Below are 25,633 nucleotides of genomic sequence, written 5' to 3' on the forward strand. Positions count from 1 at the left end.
CAGGCCGGCACGATTCTCTCGGTGTTCTCTGTGCCCTCTGTGGCAAAAACGGTTTTAAGGAACGAAAAATGAGCCAATGGAAAAACCTCTGCGCCCTGGAAGACATCCCCCTGCTGGGTTCCCGGGTGGTGCAGCACCCGGGCGGCGATATTGCCGTGTTCCGCACCGACGGCGATGCCGTCTTCGCCCTCCACGACAAGTGCCCCCACAAGGGCGGGCCCCTCTCCCAGGGCATCGTGCACGGCCAGCGGGTGACCTGCCCCCTGCACAGCTGGAACATCGAGCTGGCCAGCGGCGAGGCGGTGGCGCCGGACCAGGGCTGTACCGCCCGCTTCCAGGTGAAGGTGGAAGACGGCCGGGTCTGGCTCCAGGCCTGACGGGGAAACGGCCATGCCCGGAGAGGCAGAAGGGACGGGCCTGACGGCCATGCCATGGTGGAGAAGTCCGTCCCTGCTGCCTCCTGGCAATGGCATGGAACCAATGGCCGTTCCGGCGGCCGAAGCAGGGGGCGTCGCGGCCTTTGCCGGCTGCGGCAAAAGGCGATATCGATCAATTCCCTCGCCCCTTGCCTTCACCCATAATCCAGACATGACCCAAACTGCCCTCATCCTTTTCGGCCACGGCGCCCGGGACCCCCAGTGGGCCGAGCCCATGCAGCGCGTGCAGCGCGCCATCCAGGCGCGGGAGCCCCAGCGCCGCGTCGCCCTGGCCTTCCTCGAATTCATGGAACCGACCCTGGAACAGTGCGTCGCCCAGCTGGCCGACGAGGGCGTCACCAGCATCCGCCTGGCGCCCATGTTCATGGCCCAGAGCGGCCACCTGAAGCGGGATTTGCCCTTACAGGTGGAAGCCGCGGCACGCCAGCATCCCCAGCTCAGCATCCACATCGCCGGCGCCATCGGCGAAGCTCCGGGCGTGATCGACGCCATGGCCGAGCACATCCTGGCCCTCGACTAGGCCTTTTCAGGAATCCTCCGACCCATGCTGCGCGTTCTCGTCATCGATGAATCCCAGAGCCGGGCCGCCGACATCTGCGCCGGCCTGGTCAAGGCCGGCCACCAGGTGGCGGCCGTGCTGGCCTCGTCCCTGGACCTGGCGGGAAGGGTGGAGGAACTGAAGCCCGACGTCATCCTCATCGAAACCGACAGCCCCAGCCGGGATACTTTGGAACACCTTTCCGCCATGAACCGGGACATGCCCCGGCCGGTGATCATTTTCGCCAACGACGACGATTCGGGCCTGATCCGGGAGGCCATGAAGGCCGGCGTCTCCTCCTACGTGGTGGACGGCCTGGACCCGGCCCGCATCAAGCCCATCGTCGAGGTGGCCCGGGCCCGCTTCGAGGAAACCCTGGCCCTGCGTCGGGAGCTGGCGGAAACCACGCAGAAGCTGTCCGACCGCAAGATCATCGAACGGGCCAAGGGCCTGCTCATGAAGACCCGCAAGATGGAAGAGGAAGAGGCCTACCACGCCCTGCGCCGCCTGGCCATGGACCGGGGCCAGAGCATCTCCCGGGTCTCCCGGGACGTCATCGAGATGGCCAAGGTCCTGCTCTGAAGGCCGGGCTGCCGGCCCACCCCTGGCTTTGACCCGGGTGATGCCGGGTTTGATTTGCATCCTGGCCCTGGTTCCCCGTCCGGCGCCATACTGTCTCCCATCACCCTTTCCGGGAGTCCGCCATGAAACGCCATCCCGCCCTGTTGCAGTTGTCCCGCGAACACCACACCGCCCTCAAGCTGTCCCTGGATTGCCGCAAGGCCGTGCTGGCGGCCGACCAGGAGGCCATGAACGCCCTGGCGGGCCAGATGTCGAGCCTCTTCGCCACCGAGCTGGAACCCCACTTCCAGCGCGAGGAAGAGGAATTGCTGCCCTGGCTGGAAGCCGCCGGCGAGCACCAGCTGGTGGCCCGTACCCTGGCCGAGCACGCCCAGCTGCGGGGCCTGGCCGAGCGCATCGGCCGGGGCGACCGGGGCGCCCTGGAAGCCTTCGCTACAGCCCTGAGCGACCACGTGCGTTTCGAGGAACGGGAGTTGTTCGAGAAGGCCCAGGAATATCCGGCCTTCACCGTCGGCTGAGGTTGTGCCGGGGCGTGGCCCCGGCGGGGGCGATGGAGCCCTGGTCTAGTGGATCAGGACCAGGGCCAGGATGACGGTCCACGCCGGCAGGGCGCAGACCATGATGACGCCGCAGAAGAGGGTGGCCAGGCAGTCGTCCTCCACCGCCAGCAGGCGGCGGATGCAGCGGTACATGGCGTAGCTGGAAAGGGCCAGGGCGACCATGCCGGTGATGAGGATGAAAATCAGGCTGGGCACGGCCAGGGCCAGGGAGGCCAGCCATAGGGGAATGGTGCTGAGGGTCACCACCAGGAAGGCCTGGCGCCGGTTCACCGGCACCTGGAAGAAGCGCCCGGCCAGGTGGGCGACGCCCGCCAGCAGGGGCACCATCAGCAGTTCCCAGGCCAGGATGAGCAGCAGGCGTTCCCAGCTGGGGGCAATGAAGCCGGCGATGATGCGGTTGCCGTAGGCGTTGCCGGCGAAGTTGGCCATCACCGGCAGCAGCAGGGAGAGGGGCAGGGCGATGAGGAGAAAACTGACGGCGGCGGAGGGCAGATGCTCCACGTCGTCCCAAAGGATGTCGTGGTTTTCCTGCGTGCCTGCACTGCCCATCATCCAGCCCGACAGTAAACGCGGGGCTTCCATGGGCTGTTGCTGGATATCCATGTTTCCCTCCCGCTCCCGATACGTGCGGGAGCATTGTTTTGTGTTGCATGCCATCAACAACCCGATAATCATAAGAACATCGGATGCCAGTGTCTTTAGGCGTTTGGTCATAGATGGGGGCGGCGCTTTCGCCGTTCCCCTTTCCTCTCCCGCCGCCGCTCCCCATTCCGCTGTCCTTCCGCCGCTGTCGCTGCAACCGCCGGCCCGGGTTCCCCCTTCTTGTGCGGCGGTCACGCCATGGCGCACCGCAGCAGTGCGCTCCGGTGCCGCGAATGGATTTTTTCGGGGCGGTGAAGATCTATCTATCTTTATGAATTAAAACTGTATTTTTGATATTTTCGTTGCCTGGCACGGTGGTTGCTGAACTAGCTCGTAAGTCGGACCAATGGCGGTTCGAGCAACGCCGGACAGAGCAGTGAAGCCCTGACCGGCAAACGGACAAAGGCGTCCATCCGCGTGTTCTCTCTCCTCTCACGCGGGTGTGACGCCTTTTCTTTTTTCTGAGGTCAAGGAGCATGGAATGTCCAAGCAAAAGCAATTCGAGGCACCCGATGCCGTGGCGGCGGAACGCCGCGAGTTCGTCAAATCCGCCGGCCTCCTGGGCCTGGGAGCAGCGCTCATGGGCCTGACTCCCGGTCTGCGTGCCGCCGCCTTTGCCGCCGGTTCCGACGCACCGGAAAAGACCGAGGTGAAGATCGGCTTCATTCCCCTGACTGACTGCGCCTCCGTGGTCATGGCCGCGGCCAAGGGCTTCGACAAGAAGTACGGCATCAAGATCGTGCCCACCAAGGAGGCCTCCTGGGCCGCCGTGCGCGACAAGCTGGTGAATGGGGAACTGGATGCGGCCCACGTGCTGTACGGCCTCATCTACGGCGTGCACCTGGGCATCGGCGGGCCGAAGAAGGACATGGCCAGCCTCATGACCCTCAACAACAACGGCCAGGGCATCACCCTCTCCAGCCAGCTGAAGGACAAGGGCGTCACCGACGGCGCCGCCCTAAAGAAACTGATCAGCAGCGAGAAGCGGGAATTCACCTTCGCCCAGACCTTCCCCACGGGCACCCACGCCATGTGGCTCTACTACTGGCTGGCGGCCCACGACATCAACCCCATGAAGGACGTCAAGACCATCACCGTGCCGCCCCCCCAGATGGTGGCCAATATGCGGGTGGGCAATATGGACGGCTACTGTGTCGGCGAGCCCTGGAACGCCCGGGCCATCATCGACAAGGTGGGCTTCACCGCCGCCACCACCCAGGACATCTGGACCGACCATCCGGAAAAGGTGCTGGGCACCACCGCCGACTGGGCGGCCAAGCACCCGAAGACCGCCGTGGCCGTCACCGCCGCCATCCTGGAGGCGTCCCGCTGGATCGACGCCTCCCTGGCCAACCGCCGGGAGACGGCCGAGACCATTGCCGCCAAGGCCTACGTCAATACGGATGTGGACGTGATCCTGGACCGCATGCTGGGCCGCTACAGCAACGGCATCGGCAAGACCTGGGACGACAAGAACCACATGAAGTTCTTCAACGACGGCCAGGTGAATTTCCCCTACCTCTCCGACGGCATGTGGTTCCTCACCCAGCACCGCCGCTGGGGCCTGCTCAAGGACGATCCGGACTACCTGGGCGTGGCCAAGGCCATCAACCAGGTGGGCCTGTACCGTCAGGCGGCGGAGAAGGCCGGGGTGGCCGTGCCCAAGAGCGACCTGCGTTCCTCCAAGCTGATCGACGGCGTGGTGTGGGACGGCAAGGACCCGAAGAAATACGCCGCCAGTTTCAAGGTGCGCGCCTAAAAGCAACCGGCGGCCGTCCCGGCGGGGCCGGGGGCCGCCTCCATCCGTGCATGGGGGAATGATCATGACGACGATGACTTTGATTCAGGGCAACACCGCGCTGGCGGCCAGCCCGACGAACGATGCAACAGACCAGGGAGCAGCCGCCATGGCCATGAATGACAGCAGTGTGGGGAGCGGCCCGGCCGCCTCCGTGACGGCGGCCCCGGTGTCGCCATCGGCGCAGGAGCCGGGCCGGGCTGCCGCCGGCCGGCGCAGCAACGAGGCCCTGGTGGGTGTGCTCAAGGTGGTGCTGCCGCCCCTGATCGGCCTGGCCGTCTTCGTCGGCCTCTGGTACCTGGTCTCCATGACCAGCCCCCAGCTGCCCGGCCCGGCCAAGACCTGGGCCTCGGCGGTGCAGCTCTTTGCCGATCCCTTCTACCAGAACGGTCCCAACGACATGGGTATCGGCTGGAACATCCTCAACTCCCTGCAACGGGTCGGCATCGGCTTCGGCATGGCCGCCCTCATCGGCATTCCCGCCGGTTTCCTGCTGGGCCGTTTCGATTTCCTCAACCGCATGATGTCGCCCATCATCAGCCTGCTGCGGCCCGTCTCGCCCCTGGCCTGGCTGCCCATCGGCCTGCTGGTGTTCAAGGCGGCCAACCCGGCGGCCATCTGGGTCATCTTCATTTCCTCCATCTGGCCCATGATCATCAACACCGCCGTGGGTGTGCAGCGCATTCCCAAGGACTACCTGAACGTGGCCCGGGTGCTGGACCTGCCGGAGTGGAAGGTGTTCACCAAGATCCTCTTTCCCGCCGTGCTGCCCTACATGCTCACCGGGGTGCGCCTTTCCATCGGCGTCGCCTGGCTGGTGATCGTCGCCGCGGAAATGCTCACCGGCGGCGTCGGCCTGGGCTTCTGGGTGTGGGACGAGTGGAACAACCTCAACGTCGAACACATCATCATCGCCATCTTTGTCGTCGGCCTGGTGGGGCTCCTGCTGGAGCAGGCCCTGGTGCTGCTGGCCAACCGCTTCAGCTACGAGGAGAAGTAAGCATGGAAAAATTCGTCCAGATCGAAGCCGTCGGCCAGACCTTCGACACCAAGAAAGGCAAGTTCGTCGCCCTGCGCGACGTGGATCTGTCCATCCGCCAGGGGGAGTTCATCGCCCTCATCGGCCACTCCGGCTGCGGCAAGTCCACCCTGCTCAACCTCATCGCCGGCCTCACCCGGCCCACGGATGGTGCTCTCATCTGCGACGGCCGGGAGATCGCCGGCCCCGGGCCGGAGCGGGGCGTGGTCTTCCAGAACCATTCCCTGCTGCCCTGGCTGACCTGCTTCGACAACGTTTATCTGGCGGTGGAGCGGGTCTTCGCCGCCAAGGAGGGCAAGGCCAAACTGAAGCAGCGCACCCACGACGCCCTGGCCCTGGTGGGCCTGACCCACGCCGAGACCAAGTTTCCCCACGAGATTTCCGGGGGCATGAAGCAGCGGGTGGGCATTGCCCGGGCCCTTTCCATGCAGCCCAAGGTGCTGCTCATGGATGAGCCCTTCGGCGCCCTGGATGCCCTGACCCGGGCCAAGCTGCAGGACGAGCTGATGAAGATCTGCGATGCCACCCAGGCCACCGTGGTCATGGTCACCCACGACGTGGACGAGGCGGTGCTGCTGTCGGACCGCATCGTCATGATGACCAACGGCCCGGCCGCCACCATCGGCGAAATCCTCAGCGTGGACCTGCCGCGGCCGCGCAATCGCCTGGCCCTGGCCAACGACCCGAAATACATCGCCGCCCGGGCGGCGGTGCTGGAGTTCCTCTACGAGAAGCAGGCCCACAAGGAAGTGCTGGCGGCCTGAAGCGTGGCCCCGGGTCTCTGCCGCCGGGCGGCGATCCGGGGCTCACGGGCCGGATCGCCGCTGCCGGCGCAGGTGGGTGGAAGCGGCGCAAGGACTGCCGCAGGGTGCGGGAAGAAGGTGGGATTCGGTCGCCGGGGAGAGTAGAAGGCGCCGAATCCCGGCCGGCTTGGGGCCGGTCAATAGCGCCTCAGGCTCTGGGCGCCAAAGGGTGGCTGGTCTGGAAGTGCTGGTAGGTGCGGGATAGCTCGTTGGCCCGTTCCACTTCCCCGTGTTCCAGGGCGGTGGCGATGTTGTCCAGGAGCATGGAGTGCAGATCGCGCACCCCTTCTTCCGTATGCAGCAGGGTGTCGCACAGCTCGGCGGCGACGATGACGGGAATGTGTTCGTGCTGGGCGATGGCAGAAATTTCTTCCTGCTCCATGTCGCAGAAGTCGAGGCAGTCTTTTAAGGACAGCATGGGATTCTCCTCCTGTGTTGCTAAGACGGTCTGTCGGGCTCGGCCCCGGTGTTGCCGGTCGGGCGGCCAGGAAAGCATTTTGTTGTTGTAGGACCGTCCCCCCTTTGTGCGGGTGTAATGGGTGGGAGAACACCCTCATGTTAGTCCACTGGCGAAGATGTGCAAGGGGTCAGGGCCCCTGTATTCATGCGGCTCTGCAGCAATTCTGCCAGGGCCTGGCGCAGGCGCCCGGTACAGGCCGGGGCCGACCATTCCTGCACGTATTCCCGGGCTTCCCGGGCCAGCCGCTGGCGTTGTTCCGGGTTCTGCAGCAGGTTGGCCAGGGCCTCGGCGAACTCCGCCGGATCGTCGGGCGGCGAGATGGCGCCCCGCGCCGGCATGAGGATGTCCCGGGTACCCATGATGGAGAGGGCCACCACCGGCACCCCCTCGGCCATGGCCTCCAGCAGCACCAGGCCCTGGGTCTCGGTGCGGGAGGCGAAGACGAAGGCGTCGGCCGCCGCATAGCAGGCCGGCAGCTCGTCCCGGCGGTGCAGGTAGCCGACGAAACGGACCTTGTCGCTGGTGCCCAGGGCTTCCGCCAACCGTCGCAGACCCGCCAGGGCCGGGCCCTCGCCGGCCACCATCAGGTGCAGCTCCGGCAGGCGCAGCAGGGCCAGGCGGTGGGCCTGAAGGAGGAAGTCGATGTTCTTTTCTCCCGCCACCCGGCCGACGAACAGGGCCACCGGCGTTTCCGGCGCCAGGCCGAGGCGTTGGCGGAAGGCGGCGCCGTCACCCTGGCCGAACTGTTGCAGGGGAATGCCGGTGGGCACCACCCGCAGGGGCGTGGTGACGCCGTAGCTTTGCAGGCGCTCGGCCATGGCGATGGAGGGGACGATGACCCCGTCCAGGGCGTTGCACTGGCGCCGGGAAAAGCGCCGGGTCAGCCCCCGCAGCATGCCCTTGGGCAGGAAGGGGATGTAGTGGTGGAAATATTCCTCGAACAGGGTGTGGTAGGTCTCGACGCAGGGAATGCCCAGTTTCTTGGCCAGGGCGGTGCCGGCGTAGTGGGCGATGAAAGGGGTCTGGATGTGGATCAGGTCGATGTCCATGCCCCGAAGTTGTTCCTCGTGAGCCAGGATGGTGCGCAATTCCATGCGCCGGTCTTCCGGGTCCAGGGGCAGGCGATGGGAGGCGATGCGGATGATGCCGGGCTCGGCCTGGGCGCCCGGGTAGTCGGGCACCATGAGGGTGACCCGGTCCCCGGCGGCCTCGAATTCCCGACGGAAAGTCTCTATGGAGGTGGAAACCCCGTTGATGCGCGGGAAATAGACATCGGAAAGCATCAGTACGTGCATGGCGTCTTCCCAGGGAAAAATCCGACCATACGATGCGGGGGTTACGCTGCCGTTTCCGTTTTGTGGCAGGTTTTTTGCTGCATTTTTTCCCGGCGCCTGTCTGCTTGCGCCGGTTAATCCAGCTTGTCAGCAACCCGTCATATTGCGGCTTGATGATTATGATTCGTATAATGCCTTTCGCTCTGTGTGGTGGTATCCGACCGTGACCGTGGTTTCTTCCCTTGTCCAGCCTCCAGCGCTGTTGCCGGACCTGCCTGTCTTCTCCCATGAAGACGGGCTGGACCTGTTGCACCAGTCCCTGCCCCTGCAGGAGAAGCTGGAACGGATTCACGACCACCTGCGCCAGTCCCTGCCATTCATCGACCGTATCGCCGTCGCCTCCTACGAGCCCCTGACGGACAACCTGAAAACCTTCCTCCATTCCAGCGACGGGGAAGCGCCTCTTTCCTTTTACGAGAGCAAGCTGTCGGCCTCCTCGTCCCTGACGGAAATCGCCACCTCCCGGCGCCCCCGGGTCATCAACGACATGGACGTGCTGTCCCAGGATCTGGTGCGGGAGCATTCCCGGCGGGTGCGCAGCAGCGGCTACGGCGCCAGCTACACCATGCCGGTGGCCCATAACGGCGCTCTCTACGGCTTTCTCTTCTTCAATTCCCGGCAGAAGTGGGTGTTCGACGCCCAGGCCCTGCACCACCTGAACATGGTGGGACACCAGCTGTCCCTGGTGGTGGTCAACGAACTGGCCTGCCTGCGCACCCTGATGGCCTCGGTGCGCACCGTGACCCAGATCGCCCAGATCCGGGATTTCGAGACCGGGGCGCACCTGGAGCGCATGGCCCACTACTCCCGCATCATTGCCCAGGAAGTGGCACCCCGCTTCAAGCTGGACGATGCCTTCGTCGAGTACCTGTACCTTTTCGCACCCCTGCACGACATCGGCAAGGTGGCGGTGCCAGATTCCCTGCTGCTCAAGCCGGGCCGGCTGGAACCCGAGGAGTTTGTGCAGATCCAGCAGCACACGGTGAAGGGGCGGCAGATCGTCGATTCCATGCTGGAAAATTTCGGCATCCAGGGCATGCAGCGTTCGGAAATGCTGCGCAACATCGTCCTGCACCACCATGAGTCCCTGGACGGCAGCGGCTATCCCCATGGCCTGCGGGGCGACGACATCCCGGTGGAGGCCCGCATCGTCGCCGTGGCCGACGTCTTCGATGCCCTCACCAGCGAGCGCCCCTACAAGGAGGCCTGGAGCAACGACCAGGCTTTTTCCATGCTGGCCGAGATGGCCGGGCGCAAGTTCGACCACGACTGCGTCGATGCCCTGCTGCGCAACCGCAGCGAGATTGACCGCATCCAGGGCCAGTTCGCCGAGGATTTCCTCGGCTGAGGGGCCGCCCCCTAGTGGGCGGTGCGGGAGAAAAGCTGGATCACGGCGACGCCGGCGACGATCAGGCCCATCCCCAGCAAGGCAGGAGCGTCCAGGCGCTGGTCGTACACCAGCCAGCCGATGAGGGAGACCAGGGCGATGCCAACGGCCGACCACACGGCATAGGCGACGCCCATGGGAATGACCCGGAGGGTCAGGGAGAGAAAGTAGAAGGCGAGGCCGTAGCCGGCCACCACCACCAGGGAGGGCAGGGGCCGGGTAAAGCCGGCGGCGGCTTTCAGGGCCGAGGTGGCGATGACTTCGGCGACGATGGCGATGGCCAGGTGCAGCCAGTGCATGTCACAGACTCAGGCGTCCGCCGGCCAGGCTGCCGGCCATCTGCAGGCGGGTCACGGTGGGCAACAGGTTGAGTCCGGTTTCCCGCTTCAGCGTTTCGGCCCGGGTCCGCAGTTCGTCCAGACCGACGGCGACCGGATTGCCGGATGCGGCGAAGGCGATGGCGTTGCCGCTGTCGCAGGAGGGGAAAACCAGGGCGCGGCCGTCGAAGGCCTGGCGCAGGCGTTCGGCGCTGGCGGCAAAGCCCCGGTTGCGTCCCAGCAGGTTGATGCTGAGCAGGCCGTCGGCCGTCAGCCGTTCCCGGCAGTGCTGGTAGAAGGGGGCGGTATCCAGGCCGCCGGCCCGGGCGTCGGGATCGAAGCCGTCCACCAGGATCAGGTCGTACTGTTCCTGGCTGGCAGCCATGAAGGCGGCGCCGTCATCGATGTGGATGGTCAGGCGTGCCGGGTCCTGGGGCAGCTTGAAGTGGAAGCGGGCCACCAGCTCCACCTCGGGATTGATCTCCACCACGGTGATGCGGGTCTGGGGCAGGTGGCGGTAGATGTATTTGGTCAGGGAGCCGGCGCCCAGGCCGATCAGCAGGGCGTGGCGGGGCCAGGGCGTCTCCTGCCGCAGCAGCAGACCGGCCATCATTTCCCGGGTGTAGGCCAGTTCCAGGTTCCACGGTCGGGCGATGCGCATGGCCCCCTGGACCCAGTCGGAACCGAAATGCAGATAGCGGACGCCGGCTTCTTCGCTGACGTCGATGTCATGACGCGGATGGCTCATGGGAGTGGTCGCTGGTCAAAGGGGCCACATCTTGGCCCGGATGGCCGCTTTTGGCTAGTCCCGGCGGGGAGGAGCCGTTCCGCCTCAGTTGATTCGGGGCAGGCCGGTGCTTTGCACGGTGCGGGCCAGGGGCGGCGAGAGCTGGGAGAGGAAGTGGACCTGGATCAGCAGGCCTTCACCCGCCGTACTGACGGCCAGCATGATGTCCCGGTAACGGGGGCCTTCGGGGCCGTTGAGAGGGTTCTCGTCGAAGACGCACAGGTCGATGCCGCTGCCCGGGGAAAAATCCTCCCGGTTCCTGGTCAGGGGGCCGAAGATGCGGGACTTGATGCCCATTTCCGCCAGCAGGGCCACCGCCCGGTTGGCCGCGGCGGCACTGCGCTCGCGGCAGAGCCGGTTGCGGTACTGCTGCCGCTTGTCGCCCGGGCCAAAGTCGCCGCCGGGCAAGGCTTCCTGAATCAATGGTGCCGGAGAGGTCATGGTGGTATCGCCTAGTTGAGCATGGCCATGGCCGAGAGGGTGAAAAAGGCTCCCCCCAGGGCCAGTAGCACCAGCCAGGTGCGGCGATAGCTCTTGTTCAGCAGCGCGTCGATTTCGGCAAAGTCGAACAGGTGCCCGTCCTTGCCGGTGGTGACCGCTTCATTCCCTTTTCTGCCTTGCCGGTGGCGGCTCCGGTGTTTGGCCATGACTCCCTCCCGTATCTGTGGCGGATGAATCCATAACTGGGTACTCGAACTGCCAGAAGTGTCGTTTTAAGGTGAGTTGCAAGGGCTGTCATTGCCTGCGCCCAGGCTACTGCGGCCGTGCTCGAGGATGTGCAGGCGCATCTTCGGCGTCAGCTGCTCCAGCCACAGGACGCGCACGCCCAGGGGGCCGGCCACGTCGCGGATGGTCTGGCCAACGGTGGAGGCCAGTTCCCCGTCCGCCGCCGCCGGCTCCACGATGCAAAGTTCGATGGGGGAGGGATAAGGCAGTTTTTTGCCGGGCTGGGTCAGTTTTCCGAAAACCCGGGCGGAAACGCCAATATCCTTGAGGGCGTCCAGGGTCTGGTTGGCGGCCACCCGGCAACGCGCGTGGTGGATGCGGTCCCGGTAGGCCAGCACCTGGTCGATCTTGATCACCAGGGGGGAACCCTGGTCGTCCAGCCCCGTCAGTCTTGCGCTTGTGACTGGCATCGGCCGGCTCCTAGCGGAGAACAAAAAGCAGGGACATCAGTCCAAAAGAGGCGAGAAAGCCCGCGATCATGTACCAGGTGTGGCGGATGCACTGCCGCACCATGAGCTCCACCGCCTCCGGGTCCAGAGGGGGATGGGGAAGCTGCTGCGGTTTTGTCGCGGAGGGCGGACTGCTGTTCTGCCTGGCATTCATCGCGGGGACCTCGACCTGTCGAAATGTTCTTTTGATCCTGATCTGCGTTCGGTGGTGGCTGGTGGCCTGTTGCTATAATCGATTGCGAATATTCATCTGCCGCTTCCGGTCATCTTTTTCCGTGTTATATGCCGAAGAAATTGGGGAAGCAGTGCCCCGTCTCCCATCGCTGGAAACTGTCGCAACAGTGTGATTCAGGGGGAAAGCCCGTGTTTCTTCGGGATTACCTAAGGTTTACCCGAGTTGTTGGGCGGGGGAAAAAGGCGATACATTGAACTGCCTGCGGAGGCGCAGCGCCGGAGGCCGGCAAACTAGGCTGGCCGGCCTTCCTGTCTGTGCTCCCTTGAACAGTCTGGGAATCGGTGTTGCCGATTCTTGCTGTCTTGCTCTCCCGGTGCCCAGGTAACCCTTGTGCGAAAAGTCGGCATGGGCCGATTTTCCTGATAACAAAGGATAACTATGACCACGATAGTATTTAATGCCAAATATGGAATGTTGTCAATGCCATATTTGGATGCATACGGGTTGGCGCCCGGGGCCTTCATTAATTGTTAACAATCTGATTTATAAAAAGATAATAATGGCTCCTGGAATATTGCTTGGGCAAAGGTTGAAGGAAGTGCGGGCAGTCTTAGGCCTGAAACAGGTCGAGATATGTTCCATATCTGGTATTCCTTTGAGCACCTACCGCAAATACGAGATCGAACTGGCTCTGCCCGGCGCCGAAGCCATCGCCGGCCTGATCCGCGCCGGGATCAATGCCAACTGGCTGCTTACGGGCCAGGGCTCGATGCATCTGAACGACCAGTCGGTGCCGCCCGAATCCCTGCGCCTGGCCCGGGCCATACAGTCCGTGGAGGAGCGGCTGGCGGTCCTGGGGGCCACCATCCCGCTGCAGAAGCGGGTGCATCTGATCCTGCTGGTCTACGACCTGCTGGGGGAGGATGGGGAATTGAAACCGGAGCGGGTCAACAGCCTGGTCGAGCTGGCCGTGTGAGGGGACAGCCGGCAGGCTGGGCTGCCGACAGGGGCCGGCTGGGGGCCGGCCCGGGGCGCCGTCAGGTGATCTTCACCACGATGTCGTGCAGGGTGTTGGCGCAGTTTGCCATGCGATCGGCAGCGTTGGAGAGGTGACGGTAGATTTCCCGCCGCTTGAACATGGTGATGTAGTCGTCGCCCTGGAAGAGGGCGGCGATGGCGCGGCGGTAGGACTTCTCCGCCTTGCGCTCGGCCTTGCGCGCCATGTCCGCATCGAGGGCGGCGGCGCCGGGCTGGGTGGCCAGCTTGGTGAAGCCGGCGACCAGGGCATCCACCCCTTCCTTCAGGTGCAGGGCCATTTCCAGGTCGAACTTGTCCGGCGTCACTTCCAGCACGCTCATTTCACTGACCGTGGTCTTGCAGTAGTTCACCACCTCGTCCATGTCCAGAATCGCCCGGTAGATGTCTTCCCGGTCGATGGGGGTGGAAAAGGCTTCGTTCAGGGTGTGTAGGTTGCGGATCTTCAGCCGGTCCGCCTCGTGCTCGTCCTGGCGGATCTGCTGGCCGATGGCCGCATCGCCGGTCTCCATGTATTCCACCAGCAGGTTGGCCGTGTGGTTCACCTGGATCGCCTGTTCCGCCAGCAGGCGGAAGAAATCCGGCACCTTGGGAAAGACCCGGTCGAAGAGGCGGCGGAAGATGGGCTTCTGGCGGTCGTCGTCGTTGCTGTCCATGGTGGTTCTCCTTAAGCCGGCCCGAGGAACAGGCGCAGCACGGCGTAGATCAGGATGGCGGCCAGCGCGGCGCCGGGGATGGTGATGACCCAGGTGGTGGCGATTTCCTTGGCCTTGTTCCAGCGCACCGCCCGGGGCCGCTCCGAGGCGCCGATGCCCATGATGGAGGTGGCCACCACGTGGGTGGTGGAGACCGGGGCGCCGGCCAGGGAGGCGGCGAAGATGACGGCGGCCGAGGTCAGCTGGGAATTGAGGGCGTGCAGGGGGCGCACCCGGTAGATGGCGAAGCCCAGGGTGCGCACGATGCGCCAGCCGCCGGAAAGGATGCCCAGGGTGATGGCCGAGGCGCAGGCCAGGATGACCCAGAAGGGCACCGTGAAAGTGGGGATGAAGCCGCCCAGCAGCAGCACCAGGGTGAGGATGCCCATGCTCTTCTGGGCGTCGTTGGCGCCGTGGGAAAAGGCCAGGCCGGCGGCGGTGAGGAACTGGGCGCCTTTCAGGCCCCGGTTGGCGGCAGGCTTGGCCGCCAGCAGCAGGGCGTGCATCAGGCGCTGCACGGCGTAGCCGCACCAGAAGCCGATCAGCGGGGAGAGCAGCAGGGCCAGCAGGACCTTCATCACGCCGCTGACATGGCCGTTGTGGAACAGTTCGCGAAAGCCCCACACCACCTGGTCGGCGCCGGCGGACACCACCACCACGCCCACCAGCCCGCCCACCAGGGCGTGGGAGGAGGAGGAGGGAATGCCGCGCCACCAGGTCAGCAGGTTCCAGACGATGGCGCCGAGCAGGCCGCACAGCAGGATGGTCAGGGCGCTGGCCGGATCGATGCCGTCGAGGCGGACGAAGGAGCCGATGGTGTTGGCCACCGCGGTGCCGCCCAGGAGGGGGCCGAGGAATTCGAAGATGCCGACGATGATCACCGCCTGGGCCGGGGTCATGGCCCGGGAGGCGATGACGGTGGCGACGATGTTGGCGGCGTCGTGGAAGCCGTTGGTGTAGTCGAAGCAGAGAACCACCACGACGGTGGCGACGGCGAGCCAGAAGAGGAGGTCCACGTTGTTGTTCTCATTGTGTCGGTGGTATGACGGACATTACCCCAGGATGGCCGTCCTGCAAATCCCCCGACCCGGTGCTGCGCCGCACCAGAAGCCGATCTTCAGCGCACGATGGAGAAGCCTACGCGGACCTGGGTCTCCCGTTCCCGGTTGTAGTCCAGCAGGCTCTCGCCGTAGCCGGAGAAGAGCTGGAAGTGGAGGAAGCCGCCGGCCCGGGCGAAGATGCTTTCCCGCAGCGGGTAGGAGAGGTCCAGCTGGGCGTTGCCCTTGCCCGCCGTGCCGCGCCGCACCTGGGCCGCCAGCATCCAGCCGTCGTCCTTGCCGTAGCGGGCGATCCAGTCGGCGTGGCCCCGGTAGCGGGCGATGTCCGGATTGTCTTCCTTGTCCAGATAGCCGTAGAACTTGGGCGAGAAGCTGAGGCTGGTGCCGCCGTTGAAATCCCAGCGCCAGGTGGGCTGGGCGAAAAGCATGTCGATGGAGCGGGAACTGCTGCCGTCCTTGCCGTTGGATTCGTGCTCGTAGCCGGCCCGCAGGCGGGTAGGGCGCAGGCCCGAATTGCCTTCCCCCAGGTTCCACTGCCAGAACAGGCTGGGGCGGTAGCTGGTGTCGCGGAAGGGCTTGGATTCCTCCGCCAGGTCCCAGATGGAAGTCTGGGTGTAGCCGAAGTGCAGGTTGCGCAGCCAGGGCAGGGCCTGGCCGATGGCGCCGTCCGGTTCCACCAGGCGGTACTTGAAGCTCAGCTGGAAACGGGCATTGACGCCGCCGCGGCTGCCCAGCACCAGGTACATGGGCTCGTTGGCGGAAATCACCGGCTCGTCCGGATAGTCGTTGGCGGCGACGCCTTCAGGCTGGGGTTCCGCCGCCGGTGCCGGCGTGCCGGGGGCCGGCGCCGCCGCCAGCAGGGCCAGGCGGTTGGAATCCCGGTCCGCCAGTTCGACCCGCACCAGGCCGGCGATGTCCTCCGGCAGCTGGGCCAGGTAGGGGCGCCGGGCACCGTCGGGAGAGACGGCGCCGGCCGGCCGCAGGGGTAGGTTGAGGATGCGTTCGCCAACCACCAGGCGCAGGCTCATGGCGCCGGGCCAGCCTGCAGCCGCTGCCGGCTTGGCGATTTCCAGGCGCAGCGCCCGGCCGGCGGTGGCGTTTTCGTCGTCGCTGGCGATGAGCCAGGCGGGCGCCGCCTGGAGCGGGCCGGCGGCCGCCAGGGCGGCCAGCAGGAACAGGCGGGGAGCGGCGCTCATCTTCTTGGGGCGGCGGGAAGTCATGGCCGGATGATGGCAGAGGATGGCCGTCGGGCAAAGCCCCGACTGCCGTAAAAGCAGGTAATCAGGCCGGCAGCAGGCGCTTGTGCATCAGCACGGCGCTGCTCGGGCAGGTGCTGCGAAACTGGGCGTGGGCGGCGATGCCGGCGGGGGCCTGGCTGCGGGGTGCCACGCTGTAGCCGCGGGCGGCAAACCAGTCCTGGGCCGTGGTGGTGAGGAGATAGACATCGGTGATGCCGGCCTGGGCCGCCTCGGCCTCCAGGCGGCCTACCAGGGCCTGCGCCAGCCCAGTGCCCCGGGCCTCCGGGCGGACGGCCAGGGAGCGCAGCAGGGCTGCCTGCTGCCGGTATTCCATGGCGCCGCAGGCCAGCAGCTCCTGGCCCCGACGATAGAGGCGGAAGGCCGGCATGAGGTCCGGGCCGAGATCGTCCGCGGCCAGGCCGCAGGCCTGCAGCAGGGCTCGCACCGACTCCAGGTCGGGCTCGCCGCCGCGGCGGAAATCAGCTGCGGCGCTCATACCAGTCCTTGCTGCCGTTGGCGATGCGCACCACCAGCAGCATCACCGGCACTTCGATGAGCACGCCCACCACCGTGGCCAGGGCGGCGCCGGAGGCAAAGCCGAACAGGCTGATGGCCGCCGCCACCGCCAGTTCGAAAAAGTTGGAGGCGCCGATGAGGGCCGAGGGACAGGCGATGTTGTGCTTTTCTCCCAGGGCCCGGTTGAGGCCGTAGGCCAGGGCGGCGTTGAACAGCACCTGGATCAGGATGGGCACGGCGAGCAGGGCGATGACCAGGGGCTGGGCCAGGATGGCCTCGCCCTGGAAGGCGAAGAGCAGCACCAGGGTGGCCAGCAGGGCGGCCATGGACCAGGGGCCGATGCGCGCCATGGCCGCGTCGAAGGCCGCCGGGCCCCGGGCCAGCAGGGAGCGGCGCCAGGCCTGGGCCAGCAGCACCGGGATGACGATGTAGAGCACGACCGAGGTGATGAGGGTGGCCCAGGGGACGGTGATGGCGGAGAGTCCGAGGAGAAAGGCCACCAGGGGGGCGAAGGCCAGCACCATGATGCTGTCGTTCACCGCCACCTGGGACAGGGTGAACAAGGGGTCGCCGTTGGTCAGGCGGCTCCAGACGAAGACCATGGCGGTGCAGGGGGCCGCCGCCAGGAGGATGAGGCCGGCGATGTAGCTGTCGATCTGTTCGGCCGGCAGCAGGGGGGCGAACAGCTGGCGGATGAACAGCCAGCCGAGAAAGGCCATGGAGAATGGCTTGACCAGCCAGTTCACCAGCAGGGTGACGCCGATGCCCCGCACGTGCTGGCGCACTTCGCCGAGGGCGGAGAAATCCACCTTGACCAGCATGGGGATGATCATGACCCAGATCAGCAGGCCCACCGGCAGGTTCACCCGGGCCACCTCCAGCCGGCCGACGGCCTGGAAGAACTGGGGCAGGGCCTGGCCGAGGAGAATGCCGGCGACGATGCACAGGCCCACCCACAGGGTCAGGTAGCGTTCGAAGAGGTTCATGGCTGGCCGGGGGGCCAGGCAGGGCTGGTTCATGGCGGTGCTTTCGTTGATGGGGCGGGGCTGGCGGCGGTCAGGGGAGGAGCTGGCCGATGCGTTGCAGTTCGGCCTTGAAGCGTTCCGGATCGGTCGCCAGTTGCTGCAGGGGCAGGGCGAAAAAGGCTTCGATGCGGTGGCGCAGGATGCGATAGGCCGTGGCGAAGGCGGCCTCGATTTCCGCCTCGCTGCCGCTGGCATGGGCCGGATCCTCCACCCCCCAGTGACAGCGCAGCGCCGGCCCCAGGTAGGCCGGGCAGGTCTCGCCGGCAGCACTGGCGCAGACGGTGATGACCAGGTCCGGCACTTCGGGCAGCTGCTCCCAGGACTTGCTGTGGCAGGCGGCGGTTGGGATGCCTTCCCGGGCCAGCAGGGCCAGGGAGCGGGGATGGACCTGGCCGGTGGGCTGGCTGCCGGCGCTCATGGCCCGCCAGCCGGCCGGGGCCAGATGGTTGAAGGTGGCCTCCGCCAGGATGGAGCGACAGGAATTGCCGGTGCAAAGGAAAAGGACGTTCATGGCTCAGACTTGCTCCTGGTCGTTGGGCGGCTGCCCCTGCAGGGCCGGCAGCAGGGCGGGGGAACAGCCGGTCGCCTGGCCCAGGGCGGCGCACTGTTCCGGATGGCCGCCGCAGCACTCGGCGGTGAGGTAGGCGATCAGTTCCAGCATCAGGGGCAGGTTGGCCCGGTAGCGCTGGAAGCGCCCTTCCTGGGTGACGCTGACCAGCCCGGCCTGGGCCAGGCCCTTGAGATGGAAGGACAGGTTGTTGGGCGGCAGCCCCAGGGTGGCGGCAATTTCCCCCGCCACCATGCCAGCGGTGCCCTGCTTCACCAGCAGGCGGAAGGCCTCCAGGCGGATGCCGGAGGCCAGGGATTCGAAAACGGTGGTGGCGATGTCCTGGTTCATGCTGCGATTATACAAGAACTATTGAAATGTATGTATGAAGGTGGCGATGAAGGCGGGGACGGCGGCAGGGGCCGACGGTGAATGGTCCGGACAGGCGGGCGGCGCAGGAGGAAAGATGGCCGGCAACTGGCTCGGCAGCCGGCCCCGCAAGCGGGGCGAGCAATGGGCCGGCAAGTGATCTGCTGGTTGGGCTGGGGCAGGGCTGGAGCAGTAGGCGTCTGGGGAAAAAAGTGCGGAAATCGGTGACGGGTCACCGGCCACGCCAGGGGCCCTGCTGCGGATGCTCCGACGGCGCAGGGGCCGTCGGGGCGAGGGGCTCAGGCCGGGATGGGCTGCAGGGGCAGGCGGATTTCCACCTGGAGTCCGCCGTCGGGGCGGTTGCTGGCCCGGATGCTGCCGCCGTGGGCCTGGATGGCGCGGCGGGCGATGGCCAGGCCCAAGCCGTAGCCCCGCTGCTGCTCCCGGTCGGTGCCGCGGAAGAAGGGGACGAAAATGGCGTCCAGTTCCGCTTCGGGCACGCCCGGGCCGGCATCGGCGACGCGGACCCGGAGGCTGTCCCCGTCCCGTTCGGCCTCCACCGTGACCCGGGTGCCGGGGGCGGTGTACTTGATGCCGTTGCGGATGACATTTTCCAGGGCCCGGCCGAGCAGTTCCGGGCGGCCGCGGATGAAGGCCGGGGCCTCGCCGCAGCGGTCCTGGAAGTCCACGTGGCGGCCCTGGGCTTCGGCCTCGAAGGCGGCGTCGTCCACGATGCTGTGCAGCAGGGCCGGCAGGTCGATCTCGTCTTCCAGGGGGCCGGAGGTGCCGGAATCGAGGCGGGCCAGGGTCAGCAGTTCATCCACCATCTCGTCCAGGCGCTGGGTTTCCCGCTCGATGCGCTCCAGGGCGCCGGCGATGCGGCTCGGGTCCTGGTGCACCAGGCCCACCGCCGCCTGCAGGCGGGCCAGGGGCGAGCGCAGCTCGTGGGAGACGTCGTGGAAGAGGCGGCTCTGGGTGGCCATCAGGGCTTCCAGCTGTTGGGCCATGGCGTCGAATTCCTGGCCCAGTTCGCCGATCTCGTCCCTGCGCTTGGCGAACTCCTGTCCCAGGCGGGTTTCCAGGCGGCCGGCGGCGACGGCGCGGAAACCCTGGCGCAGGCGGCGGATGGGGCCGACGATGGTCCACGCCAGGAGGGCGCTGAAGGCCAGGCTGGCCACCAGGCCGGTGGCGATGAGCAGCCAGGGCAGGGGGGGCTTGGGACCCATGTTCCGGTGGGGCGGCGGCGGGCCGCCGGGTTCCCCCAGCAGGTGCGCTTCCGGCGGGCCGCCGCCGGGGCCGAACAGGTCCTCCGGGCGGAAGGGGCCGCCGGGCATGAAGAGGAGAATGGGGGAACTCATGGAGCGCTGCGCCAGGCGCCAGGGACCGGGCTGTCCGTCACGGATGCCCTGGCGGGCCTTATCCAGCGCGCCTTCCGGGACAGGCCGGCCGAGGAGGTCCGTCCCTTGGGCGTCTACGGCATAGATAGGTTCCGGATGGCTTTGCTGCCAGTCCCGCAGCAGCTGCTTGAGGGACTCCTCCCCGTCGTGCTGCAGCAGGCTGGCGGCGACGCCGAGCATGAAGGTCGGCGGCTGGCCGGGCCGGCTGCCCTGCTGCTGCTCGAATTCGGCGGAACGGTGCAGCCAGATGAGACCGCCGACGATGATGTTGGCGGTGAGCAGGGTCAGCCAGAAGGTGACGAAGAACTTCCAGAAGAGGCGGCTCAAACCCTACTCCCGGGTGAGCTGGTAGCCGATGCCGCGCACCGTCTGGATCCAGGTGCGGCCGTCTTCCCGCAGGCCCAGCTTGTGGCGGATGCTGCTCATGTGCACATCGATGCTGCGGTCGAAGCGGCTCAAGGGCCGGCCCATGGCCTGCTCCGAGAGGTCCGGCTTGCTTACGGCCTTGCCGGCGTTGCGGGCCAGGACCTGGAGCAGGTTGAATTCGGTGCTGGTCAGGGTCAGGGGCGCCTCGCCCCACTGGGCGGCGCGGCGGGCGGGCCACAGGGTCAGGGGGCCGACCCGGATCTGGGCGGGAATGTCGTCCGCGCTCTCCCTGGTCTGGAAGCGGCGCAGCACCGCCCGGATGCGGGCCACCAGTTCCCGCGGCGTGCACGGCTTCTGCACGTAGTCGTCGGCGCCCATCTCCAGGCCGATGATGCGGTCGATGTCGTCGCCCTTGGCGGTCAGCATGATCACCGGCATGTCGCTGGCGGCACGGATGCGGGAGAGGGCGTCCATGCCGCTGGCCTTGGGCATCATCACATCCAGCACCGCCAGGGCGTAATCGCCGGAAAGGGCGGCGGCGGCCCCCGCTTCGCCGTCGTGGGCCAGGGTGACGGAAAAGTCCTCCCGCTCCAGATATTCCCGGAGCATGTTGGCCAGTTCGGTGTCGTCGTCTACCAGTAGCAGCTTGGTCATGCTTGTCTCGAATTAACAGGGGATTACGGACGCCATGATAGCCACCGCAAGTGCCTCTCCGGCCTTGCGGTTACAAGTTTTACCAGCCTTTACAGTGGGCGAACCGCCCTTTACCGCCGCCGGTATGACCATGGCTCCATGTCGAGACCGCCACCTCCGTCACGGAGCAGCCAGCGTCCCGACCTTCCCACCGTTTTCCCCTGAGGAGTCCGATCATGAATCTGCGATCCACCGTTGTCTCGGTCCTGCTGGCGCTCAGCCTGGCCGCTTCCTTCTCTGCCCGCGCCGACGGCCCCATGGCCGCACCGGGCCATTGCCCCATGCTGCCGCCCGAGGGCGAACACCGCCACGGCGACGGCCTGGGCCCGGGGGGCTTTCCCGGCGCCGATTTCGGCCCAGCCATGCCCTTCCCCCGGGAGATCCAGCTGAGTGAGGCCCAGAAGGACAAGCTGTTCGACCTCTTCCTCAACCAGGCCCGGGTCATGCGCGACAAGGGCAAGGCCCTGCAGAAGGCCGACGCGGACCTGCGCGCCGCCGCCGGGGGCGACGAAGGTCGCCTGCGCAGCCTGGTGGATGCCCGGGCCAAGGCCTGGGCGGAAGTGACCCTGCTGCGCCTGCGCGGCGAACGCCAGGCCCTGGAGGTGCTGACGCCGGAACAGCGGCGCCAGGTCGAGGAACTGCGGCAGAAGCGGGAGCGGCAATGGGAATCCGGTCGGGGCGGCGAGCCTGTCTCTCCGCGCGAGGGTCGTCCCGAATCCCGGCCCGAACCCCGCCGGAGCTGACATGGCCTTGCGCAATCCTCCCTTCGTGCCGCGCCGGCGCTTCCTCTCCCTTGGTGGCGGTGCGCTGCTGCTGAGCATGCTCGCCGCCTGCGGCAATTCCCGGCCCCGGCCCGACGACAGCGCGGAACGGCGCCTGGCCGAGCGGGGTTATCGCCCGGAACGGCATTTCGGCAGCGAAAGCCTGCGCCAGACCTGGTTCCTGGAGGAGGACAGCGTCGATGTGGCCCTGCTCATGCCCAGGGAAAGCGGCCCCTTCCCCCTGCTGCTCTACATGCCGGGCCTGGGGGAGAGTGCCGATGCCGGCCTGGCCTGGCGCCAGCAGTGGGCGGAGGCGGGCTATGGCGTGCTCTCCCTGCAGGGTGAAGAGCAGGGGCCGGCGGCCCTGCGCAGCGAACGGGCGCGCAATGCGGATTTCCAGAACCTGGCCCGGGAAGCCTTTGCCCAACCTGCCCTGCAACGCCGGGCGCGCCTGGTGACGCGGGTGCTGGCCGAAGTCCGCCGGCGCCAGGGCGCCGGTCAGGGGCCCTGGACCCGGCTCGACGCCAGCCGTCCGGTGCTGGCCGGTTACGACCTGGGCGCCCAGACGGCCCTGGCTTTGGCCGGGGAGCGGGGGCGCAACAGCACCGCCCTGGTGCCGCCCCTGGAGCGGGTGGCCGCGGTGCTGGCCCTGAGCCCCCATGTGGACGGCCTGGCCGGCGGCTTCGCCCAGCGCTACGGGGCGGTAACCGCGCCGGTGCTGCTGGTGACCGGCTCCGACGACAGCGACAGCTACGGCCTGGTGACCAATCCGGCGGCGCGGCAGGCACCCTTCCGCTATTTGCCGGAAGGCCGGGCCACCCTGCTGCTGCTCTACGGCGCCAACCACCGCCTCTTTGCCGGTGGTGCGGATGACGCTGGGGCAACGGCTGGCAAGGGGGCTCCCGATGGCGCATCCGGCGGTGCAGGTGGTGGCATGGGCGGCGGACGGGGTGGCGGCATGGGTGGCCCCGGAGGCGGCATGGGGGGCGGCATGGGCGGTCCCGGTGGCGGTATGGGTGGCGGTCCTTCCGGCGGCATGGGTGGGCCGGGTGGCGGCATGGATGGTGGCGAGCGCGGCGGTCCGGGCATGAGTGGCGGCAACGACGGCAAACGCCAGCGCCTCTACGTTCAGCACGTCAGCACCGCCTGGCTGGACGAGCAGGTGCGGCAGGACCCCATCGCCCGGGAATGGCTGGAACGCAATGCTCCCGCCTGGCTCGACGAAGCCGCCCGGCTGCAACGGCGGTGAGCGGCAATATTCTCCAGCCATTCGGCAAGTATTGCCGTTTATTCGCGATAGACGGATTTTGTCGATTGTTAAGTTTTGTTAAGCATTTCAATTTATTGATTTATAAAGAATCGTTGTTTTTGTTAGTCGTATCCGAGTGTCTAAGTAGGAGCCTTTTCCGGCGCTTGAGTCTTTCAAGTAATCACGGTTTTTCGACGATCGGATTTCTCTTAACCATTCTTAACCATCATTTACCTTTTTAGGCCTAAATTCATGCCTTTTCAGGCCGAATCCTTGCGTAGGAACTGTAGCGACGGAACTCCCGGTGGCAGTTGTTCTTTGCCCATGGCGGCGAGGCCGTCCATTGCATGAATCCGCTTGAGTCATTCCCTGAAAGGAACTGTCATGTCCAGCATTTCCAGCGTAGGCAGCAGCGCGGCGCAATACGCCGGCGTCAGCAGCCATCGGCGTCCCGATCCGTCGAAGATGGTCGAGGATATTTTTTCCAAACTCGATACCAAGGGGCAGGGTTACCTGGAGAAGAGCGATCTGGAGTCCGCCCTCAGCGGTCTCGGTTCCGACTCTTCGGCCAGCGTGGACGACGTCTTCAGCACCCTGGACGGGGACGGGGACGGCAAGGTCACCAAGGACGAGATGTCCTCCACCCTGCAGAAACTGGCCGACGAACTGGACAGCCAGTTCAACGCCAGTCGCATGAGTGCCGCCCAGGGCGGCGGCATGCGCCCGCCGCCGCCTCCGCCTGCAGAAGGCGAAGAAGACGAGGGCTACACCCAGGACGAACTGAGCGCCATCGCCAGCTCCACCGACGACACCAACCTGTCGGAGCTGATGAACAGCCTGGCCGCCAACTTCGATGCGGCCGATGCCAACGGTGACGGCAAGGTGACCCAGCAGGAAGCCATGGCCTACCAGGAGTCCGCCGATGCCGCCGGTTCCGGTAGCGCCACGGCTGCGGCCAACGGCATGCCGCCCCCGCCTCCCGGTGGTCGCGGTGGCGACGAAGGCCTGACCCTGGATCAGGTGAAATCCATGGCCAGCGACACCTCCGACAGCAAGCTGTCGGAACTGCTCAACACCATCTCCAGCAACTTCGATGCGGCCGATGCCAATGGCGACGGCAAGGTGACCCAGCAGGAAGCGATGGCCTACCAGGAGTCCACCCAGACCTCCAGCGACAGCTCCTCCTCCAGCGATTCCGGCAGCACTTCGGCCTCCAACGAAGCCGCCGTGCTGAAGCGGATCATGGACCTGGTGCAGTCCTACGGCAGCGGCAGTGGCAGCAATTTCTCCCAGCTGCTGAGTTCCATTTCCACCTCTGCCTGAGCGGCCTGCTGCCGCAAAAAAAGGGCGCCCGCCGGGGCGCCCTTTTTTCATGGAGTGTTCCATCCCCGGCGAGCAATTCTGTCGCCATGGGACGGGCCCGCCTCAGCCCTTTTTTTCCCGGGCCCGGCGCACGGTGACGCTGTCGCCGCCGATACCCCAGTTGTCCGTGTCCACCTCGTCGATGGTGACCACGGTGGTTTCCGGGTTCTTGCCCAGAATGTCCCGCAGCAGCAGGGTGACGCCCCGGATCAGGGTGGCCTTCTGTTCGGCGGTGGCACCCTCCCGGGTGATCTTGATATTTACGTAGGGCATACGGCGTTCCTTCTGACAAAAAAACGGGTCTGGCTGCCGACCCAGGCGCCCAGGCTGACCAGCACCAGGCCGGCCATCAGCCAGGGGGACAGGGGCTCGCCCAGGAGCGGGGCGGCGGCCGTGCCGGCGATGGCGGGAATGAGGGCCATCAGGGTGCCGACCTTGGTGGGGCCCAGGATGGCCACGGCGCGCATGAAGAACATCATGGCCACGATGACCGCCAGGACGCCCTGGTAGGCGGCCTGCAGGGCAATGGTGGAAAGGCTGGCAGCGGCCAGGTTGTGGGGCAGCCACAGCAAGTAGACCGGCAGGTAGAGGGCGGCCGAGACCAGGCCGACGCCCAGGGTGGCATCCCAGGGGGCCACCTGCCAGCGCCGCACCAGCACCGTGTAGATGGCCCAGGAGAGGCTGGAGGCCAGGATCAGCAGGTCGCCGCGCCAGTCGCCGACGCTGCTGCCGAAGCTGTCCGTGGCCAGGCAGGCGATGCCGGCGGCGATGCCCACCAGGCCGAGCCAGCGCTGGGGCGAGGGACGTTCCCCCAGCACCAGCCAGGCCATCAGGGCCACCAGGAAGGGCAGCATCCCGGGCAGCAGCACGGCGCCGTGGGCGGCGGAGGTGAGCTTGAAGCCGGCATAGACCAGGACGCCGTAGCCGCAGCCGCCGGTGACGGCCAGGATCACCATGCGCCAGCTGAAGTTCAGCCGGGGCCGCCGCCACAGCCACACGGGCAGGAGGATCAGGGCGGCGGTGCCGAAGCGCAGGGCGGTCACGTCCCAGGCGGTGAGGGGGCTCTTGCCGCCCAGGCGCGAGACGAGGATGAAGCCGGACCAGACGGCGACGGTCAGGGCGGCGTAGAAATAGCCGCGCCGGAGATGCTGGTTGTCCATGGGTTGTCTCCTGGGGTTGGGGTGTTTTTATGGTCTTGCCAGGAGCACTGTAGCGGCGCATCATGTTCTTGAAAAATGAATTATTAAGATTTTTATATTCTTCTTTTGAGATTTGAATCGTGGCCCCG

General features: G+C 66.5%; 31 protein-coding genes. 12 read left to right on the forward strand and 19 right to left on the reverse strand.

Annotation, left to right across the window (positions count from 1 at the left end; translation table 11 throughout):
• Positions 1-68: 68 nt before the first annotated feature.
• From nirD to AZSP09_RS00110, 4 genes are all read left to right on the forward strand, one after another.
• A complete protein-coding gene (nirD, locus tag AZSP09_RS00095) occupies positions 69-377 on the forward strand; it encodes a nitrite reductase small subunit NirD (protein WP_014236900.1) in 309 nt (102 codons plus the stop codon).
• Positions 378-588: 211 nt separating this feature from the next.
• Positions 589-957, forward strand: coding sequence for a sirohydrochlorin chelatase (locus tag AZSP09_RS00100; protein ID WP_130458066.1), 369 nt, complete (start codon positions 589-591; stop codon positions 955-957).
• A gap of 24 nt (positions 958-981) precedes the next feature.
• Positions 982-1,557 carry an ANTAR domain-containing response regulator gene (locus tag AZSP09_RS00105; protein WP_014236902.1) on the forward strand — a complete coding sequence of 192 codons (576 nt, stop codon included), beginning with the start codon at positions 982-984 and terminating at the stop codon, positions 1,555-1,557.
• Positions 1,558-1,679: 122 nt separating this feature from the next.
• On the forward strand, positions 1,680-2,075 hold the full coding sequence (locus AZSP09_RS00110) for a hemerythrin domain-containing protein (RefSeq protein WP_152088805.1): 396 nt from the start codon (positions 1,680-1,682) through the stop codon (positions 2,073-2,075).
• Positions 2,076-2,120: 45 nt separating this feature from the next.
• Here the strand turns inward: AZSP09_RS00110 and AZSP09_RS00115 are convergent, their stop codons facing one another.
• A complete protein-coding gene (locus AZSP09_RS00115; protein ID WP_165397422.1) occupies positions 2,121-2,720 on the reverse strand; it encodes a Yip1 family protein in 600 nt (199 codons plus the stop codon).
• A gap of 520 nt (positions 2,721-3,240) precedes the next feature.
• Between AZSP09_RS00115 and AZSP09_RS00120 the strand changes: the two genes are divergently transcribed.
• The 3 genes from AZSP09_RS00120 (at position 3,241) to AZSP09_RS00130 (ending at position 6,360) form a co-directional block, all read left to right on the forward strand.
• Positions 3,241-4,518, forward strand: a complete 1,278-nt coding sequence (locus AZSP09_RS00120) for a CmpA/NrtA family ABC transporter substrate-binding protein (RefSeq protein WP_014236905.1) — start codon at positions 3,241-3,243, stop codon at positions 4,516-4,518.
• A 148-nt stretch (positions 4,519-4,666) separates the two neighbouring features.
• Positions 4,667-5,557 carry a nitrate ABC transporter permease gene (ntrB, locus tag AZSP09_RS00125; protein ID WP_152090797.1) on the forward strand — a complete coding sequence of 297 codons (891 nt, stop codon included), beginning with the start codon at positions 4,667-4,669 and terminating at the stop codon, positions 5,555-5,557.
• A gap of 2 nt (positions 5,558-5,559) precedes the next feature.
• Positions 5,560-6,360 carry an ABC transporter ATP-binding protein gene (locus AZSP09_RS00130; protein ID WP_014236907.1) on the forward strand — a complete coding sequence of 267 codons (801 nt, stop codon included), beginning with the start codon at positions 5,560-5,562 and terminating at the stop codon, positions 6,358-6,360.
• A 187-nt stretch (positions 6,361-6,547) separates the two neighbouring features.
• On the opposite strand, the gene AZSP09_RS00135 is transcribed toward AZSP09_RS00130, so the two are convergent.
• Both AZSP09_RS00135 and AZSP09_RS00140 read right to left on the reverse strand, forming a co-directional pair.
• Positions 6,548-6,817 carry a hypothetical protein gene (locus tag AZSP09_RS00135; protein WP_014236908.1) on the reverse strand — a complete coding sequence of 90 codons (270 nt, stop codon included), beginning with the start codon at positions 6,815-6,817 and terminating at the stop codon, positions 6,548-6,550.
• Positions 6,818-6,957: 140 nt separating this feature from the next.
• Positions 6,958-8,154, reverse strand: coding sequence for a glycosyltransferase (locus AZSP09_RS00140; protein ID WP_152088806.1), 1,197 nt, complete (start codon positions 8,152-8,154; stop codon positions 6,958-6,960).
• Between the two features lie 241 nt (positions 8,155-8,395).
• Here AZSP09_RS00140 and AZSP09_RS00145 point away from each other — a divergent pair, with 241 nt between their 5' ends.
• Positions 8,396-9,541: an HD domain-containing phosphohydrolase gene (locus AZSP09_RS00145; protein ID WP_232058825.1), complete on the forward strand. Its 1,146-nt coding sequence runs from the start codon at positions 8,396-8,398 to the stop codon at positions 9,539-9,541.
• A gap of 11 nt (positions 9,542-9,552) precedes the next feature.
• Here AZSP09_RS00145 and AZSP09_RS00150 read toward each other — a convergent pair whose 3' ends face one another.
• From AZSP09_RS00150 to AZSP09_RS00170, 5 genes are all read right to left on the reverse strand, one after another.
• Positions 9,553-9,879 (reverse strand): DMT family transporter, encoded by a 327-nt coding sequence (locus AZSP09_RS00150; protein WP_014236911.1) that lies wholly within the window; start codon positions 9,877-9,879, stop codon positions 9,553-9,555.
• 1 nt (position 9,880) lies between these two features.
• On the reverse strand, positions 9,881-10,645 hold the full coding sequence (locus tag AZSP09_RS00155; RefSeq protein WP_014236912.1) for a fused MFS/spermidine synthase: 765 nt from the start codon (positions 10,643-10,645) through the stop codon (positions 9,881-9,883).
• Positions 10,646-10,729: 84 nt separating this feature from the next.
• Complete coding sequence (locus AZSP09_RS00160; RefSeq protein ID WP_014236913.1) at positions 10,730-11,125, reverse strand: hypothetical protein; 396 nt, start codon at positions 11,123-11,125, stop codon at positions 10,730-10,732.
• Between the two features lie 11 nt (positions 11,126-11,136).
• Entirely contained in the window at positions 11,137-11,331 is a 195-nt protein-coding gene (locus AZSP09_RS00165) for a hypothetical protein (protein ID WP_014236914.1), read from the reverse strand.
• Between the two features lie 66 nt (positions 11,332-11,397).
• A complete protein-coding gene (locus AZSP09_RS00170) occupies positions 11,398-11,820 on the reverse strand; it encodes a hypothetical protein (protein WP_130458073.1) in 423 nt (140 codons plus the stop codon).
• An 869-nt stretch (positions 11,821-12,689) separates the two neighbouring features.
• Between AZSP09_RS00170 and AZSP09_RS00175 the strand changes: the two genes are divergently transcribed.
• A complete protein-coding gene (locus AZSP09_RS00175) occupies positions 12,690-13,010 on the forward strand; it encodes a hypothetical protein (protein ID WP_043798011.1) in 321 nt (106 codons plus the stop codon).
• 61 nt (positions 13,011-13,071) lie between these two features.
• Here AZSP09_RS00175 and AZSP09_RS00180 read toward each other — a convergent pair whose 3' ends face one another.
• The 9 genes from AZSP09_RS00180 to AZSP09_RS00220 all read right to left on the reverse strand — a co-directional run bounded on the left by AZSP09_RS00180 (position 13,072) and on the right by AZSP09_RS00220 (position 20,934).
• Positions 13,072-13,725: a DUF47 domain-containing protein gene (locus tag AZSP09_RS00180; protein ID WP_014236918.1), complete on the reverse strand. Its 654-nt coding sequence runs from the start codon at positions 13,723-13,725 to the stop codon at positions 13,072-13,074.
• Positions 13,726-13,736: 11 nt separating this feature from the next.
• Positions 13,737-14,780, reverse strand: coding sequence for an inorganic phosphate transporter (locus AZSP09_RS00185; RefSeq protein WP_014236919.1), 1,044 nt, complete (start codon positions 14,778-14,780; stop codon positions 13,737-13,739).
• Positions 14,781-14,881: 101 nt separating this feature from the next.
• Positions 14,882-16,042 carry a phospholipase A gene (locus tag AZSP09_RS00190; protein WP_152088807.1) on the reverse strand — a complete coding sequence of 387 codons (1,161 nt, stop codon included), beginning with the start codon at positions 16,040-16,042 and terminating at the stop codon, positions 14,882-14,884.
• 61 nt (positions 16,043-16,103) lie between these two features.
• On the reverse strand, positions 16,104-16,556 hold the full coding sequence (gene arsN2 / locus AZSP09_RS00195) for an arsenic resistance N-acetyltransferase ArsN2 (RefSeq protein ID WP_152088808.1): 453 nt from the start codon (positions 16,554-16,556) through the stop codon (positions 16,104-16,106).
• Positions 16,540-17,595 carry an ACR3 family arsenite efflux transporter gene (gene arsB / locus AZSP09_RS00200; protein ID WP_152088809.1) on the reverse strand — a complete coding sequence of 352 codons (1,056 nt, stop codon included), beginning with the start codon at positions 17,593-17,595 and terminating at the stop codon, positions 16,540-16,542. The genes arsN2 and arsB overlap by 17 nt, the downstream gene beginning before the upstream one ends.
• A gap of 37 nt (positions 17,596-17,632) precedes the next feature.
• Entirely contained in the window at positions 17,633-18,112 is a 480-nt protein-coding gene (locus AZSP09_RS00205; protein ID WP_130458077.1) for an arsenate reductase ArsC, read from the reverse strand.
• A 3-nt stretch (positions 18,113-18,115) separates the two neighbouring features.
• Positions 18,116-18,499 carry an ArsR/SmtB family transcription factor gene (locus AZSP09_RS00210; RefSeq protein ID WP_152088810.1) on the reverse strand — a complete coding sequence of 128 codons (384 nt, stop codon included), beginning with the start codon at positions 18,497-18,499 and terminating at the stop codon, positions 18,116-18,118.
• 317 nt (positions 18,500-18,816) lie between these two features.
• Positions 18,817-20,241 (reverse strand): ATP-binding protein, encoded by a 1,425-nt coding sequence (locus AZSP09_RS00215; RefSeq protein ID WP_152088811.1) that lies wholly within the window; start codon positions 20,239-20,241, stop codon positions 18,817-18,819.
• A gap of 3 nt (positions 20,242-20,244) precedes the next feature.
• A complete protein-coding gene (locus tag AZSP09_RS00220; protein WP_014236926.1) occupies positions 20,245-20,934 on the reverse strand; it encodes a response regulator transcription factor in 690 nt (229 codons plus the stop codon).
• A gap of 215 nt (positions 20,935-21,149) precedes the next feature.
• On the opposite strand from AZSP09_RS00220, the gene AZSP09_RS00225 reads away from it, so the two are divergent.
• The 3 genes from AZSP09_RS00225 to AZSP09_RS00235 all read left to right on the forward strand — a co-directional run bounded on the left by AZSP09_RS00225 (position 21,150) and on the right by AZSP09_RS00235 (position 24,306).
• Entirely contained in the window at positions 21,150-21,716 is a 567-nt protein-coding gene (locus AZSP09_RS00225; RefSeq protein ID WP_152088812.1) for a Spy/CpxP family protein refolding chaperone, read from the forward strand.
• 1 nt (position 21,717) lies between these two features.
• Positions 21,718-22,983, forward strand: a complete 1,266-nt coding sequence (locus AZSP09_RS20085; RefSeq protein ID WP_197739031.1) for an alpha/beta hydrolase family protein — start codon at positions 21,718-21,720, stop codon at positions 22,981-22,983.
• Between the two features lie 384 nt (positions 22,984-23,367).
• Complete coding sequence (locus tag AZSP09_RS00235) at positions 23,368-24,306, forward strand: EF-hand domain-containing protein (protein WP_152088813.1); 939 nt, start codon at positions 23,368-23,370, stop codon at positions 24,304-24,306.
• A gap of 102 nt (positions 24,307-24,408) precedes the next feature.
• Here the strand turns inward: AZSP09_RS00235 and AZSP09_RS00240 are convergent, their stop codons facing one another.
• Positions 24,409-24,618 carry a 2-hydroxymuconate tautomerase family protein gene (locus AZSP09_RS00240; RefSeq protein WP_152088814.1) on the reverse strand — a complete coding sequence of 70 codons (210 nt, stop codon included), beginning with the start codon at positions 24,616-24,618 and terminating at the stop codon, positions 24,409-24,411.
• Positions 24,606-25,505, reverse strand: coding sequence for a DMT family transporter (locus AZSP09_RS00245; RefSeq protein WP_152088815.1), 900 nt, complete (start codon positions 25,503-25,505; stop codon positions 24,606-24,608). Before AZSP09_RS00245 ends, AZSP09_RS00240 begins: the two co-directional genes overlap by 13 nt.
• Positions 25,506-25,633: the final 128 nt, after the last annotated feature.

Origin of the sequence: Azospira sp. I09, from assembly GCF_009177135.1 — a bacterium.
In the GTDB taxonomy this organism is placed as follows: domain Bacteria; phylum Pseudomonadota; class Gammaproteobacteria; order Burkholderiales; family Rhodocyclaceae; genus Azospira; species Azospira oryzae.

Excerpts from the sequence above, each read along its gene's own strand:
- nirD (WP_014236900.1), top strand. The coding sequence starts at position 69 with ATGAGCCAATGGAAAAACCTCTGCGCCCTGGAAGACATCCCCCTGCTG.
- AZSP09_RS00100 (WP_130458066.1), top strand. The coding sequence starts at position 589 with ATGACCCAAACTGCCCTCATCCTTTTCGGCCACGGCGCCCGGGACCCC.
- AZSP09_RS00105 (WP_014236902.1), top strand. The coding sequence starts at position 982 with ATGCTGCGCGTTCTCGTCATCGATGAATCCCAGAGCCGGGCCGCCGAC.
- AZSP09_RS00110 (WP_152088805.1), top strand. The coding sequence starts at position 1,680 with ATGAAACGCCATCCCGCCCTGTTGCAGTTGTCCCGCGAACACCACACC.
- AZSP09_RS00115 (WP_165397422.1), bottom strand. The coding sequence starts at position 2,720 with ATGGATATCCAGCAACAGCCCATGGAAGCCCCGCGTTTACTGTCGGGC.
- AZSP09_RS00120 (WP_014236905.1), top strand. The coding sequence starts at position 3,241 with ATGTCCAAGCAAAAGCAATTCGAGGCACCCGATGCCGTGGCGGCGGAA.
- ntrB (WP_152090797.1), top strand. The coding sequence starts at position 4,667 with ATGGCCATGAATGACAGCAGTGTGGGGAGCGGCCCGGCCGCCTCCGTG.
- AZSP09_RS00130 (WP_014236907.1), top strand. The coding sequence starts at position 5,560 with ATGGAAAAATTCGTCCAGATCGAAGCCGTCGGCCAGACCTTCGACACC.
- AZSP09_RS00135 (WP_014236908.1), bottom strand. The coding sequence starts at position 6,817 with ATGCTGTCCTTAAAAGACTGCCTCGACTTCTGCGACATGGAGCAGGAA.
- AZSP09_RS00140 (WP_152088806.1), bottom strand. The coding sequence starts at position 8,154 with ATGCACGTACTGATGCTTTCCGATGTCTATTTCCCGCGCATCAACGGG.
- AZSP09_RS00150 (WP_014236911.1), bottom strand. The coding sequence starts at position 9,879 with ATGCACTGGCTGCACCTGGCCATCGCCATCGTCGCCGAAGTCATCGCC.
- AZSP09_RS00155 (WP_014236912.1), bottom strand. The coding sequence starts at position 10,645 with ATGAGCCATCCGCGTCATGACATCGACGTCAGCGAAGAAGCCGGCGTC.
- AZSP09_RS00160 (WP_014236913.1), bottom strand. The coding sequence starts at position 11,125 with ATGACCTCTCCGGCACCATTGATTCAGGAAGCCTTGCCCGGCGGCGAC.
- AZSP09_RS00165 (WP_014236914.1), bottom strand. The coding sequence starts at position 11,331 with ATGGCCAAACACCGGAGCCGCCACCGGCAAGGCAGAAAAGGGAATGAA.
- AZSP09_RS00170 (WP_130458073.1), bottom strand. The coding sequence starts at position 11,820 with ATGCCAGTCACAAGCGCAAGACTGACGGGGCTGGACGACCAGGGTTCC.
- AZSP09_RS00180 (WP_014236918.1), bottom strand. The coding sequence starts at position 13,725 with ATGGACAGCAACGACGACGACCGCCAGAAGCCCATCTTCCGCCGCCTC.
- AZSP09_RS00190 (WP_152088807.1), bottom strand. The coding sequence starts at position 16,042 with ATGACTTCCCGCCGCCCCAAGAAGATGAGCGCCGCTCCCCGCCTGTTC.
- arsN2 (WP_152088808.1), bottom strand. The coding sequence starts at position 16,556 with ATGAGCGCCGCAGCTGATTTCCGCCGCGGCGGCGAGCCCGACCTGGAG.
- arsB (WP_152088809.1), bottom strand. The coding sequence starts at position 17,595 with ATGAACCAGCCCTGCCTGGCCCCCCGGCCAGCCATGAACCTCTTCGAA.
- AZSP09_RS00205 (WP_130458077.1), bottom strand. The coding sequence starts at position 18,112 with ATGAACGTCCTTTTCCTTTGCACCGGCAATTCCTGTCGCTCCATCCTG.
- AZSP09_RS00210 (WP_152088810.1), bottom strand. The coding sequence starts at position 18,499 with ATGAACCAGGACATCGCCACCACCGTTTTCGAATCCCTGGCCTCCGGC.
- AZSP09_RS00220 (WP_014236926.1), bottom strand. The coding sequence starts at position 20,934 with ATGACCAAGCTGCTACTGGTAGACGACGACACCGAACTGGCCAACATG.
- AZSP09_RS00225 (WP_152088812.1), top strand. The coding sequence starts at position 21,150 with ATGAATCTGCGATCCACCGTTGTCTCGGTCCTGCTGGCGCTCAGCCTG.
- AZSP09_RS20085 (WP_197739031.1), top strand. The coding sequence starts at position 21,718 with ATGGCCTTGCGCAATCCTCCCTTCGTGCCGCGCCGGCGCTTCCTCTCC.
- AZSP09_RS00235 (WP_152088813.1), top strand. The coding sequence starts at position 23,368 with ATGTCCAGCATTTCCAGCGTAGGCAGCAGCGCGGCGCAATACGCCGGC.
- AZSP09_RS00240 (WP_152088814.1), bottom strand. The coding sequence starts at position 24,618 with ATGCCCTACGTAAATATCAAGATCACCCGGGAGGGTGCCACCGCCGAA.
- AZSP09_RS00245 (WP_152088815.1), bottom strand. The coding sequence starts at position 25,505 with ATGGACAACCAGCATCTCCGGCGCGGCTATTTCTACGCCGCCCTGACC.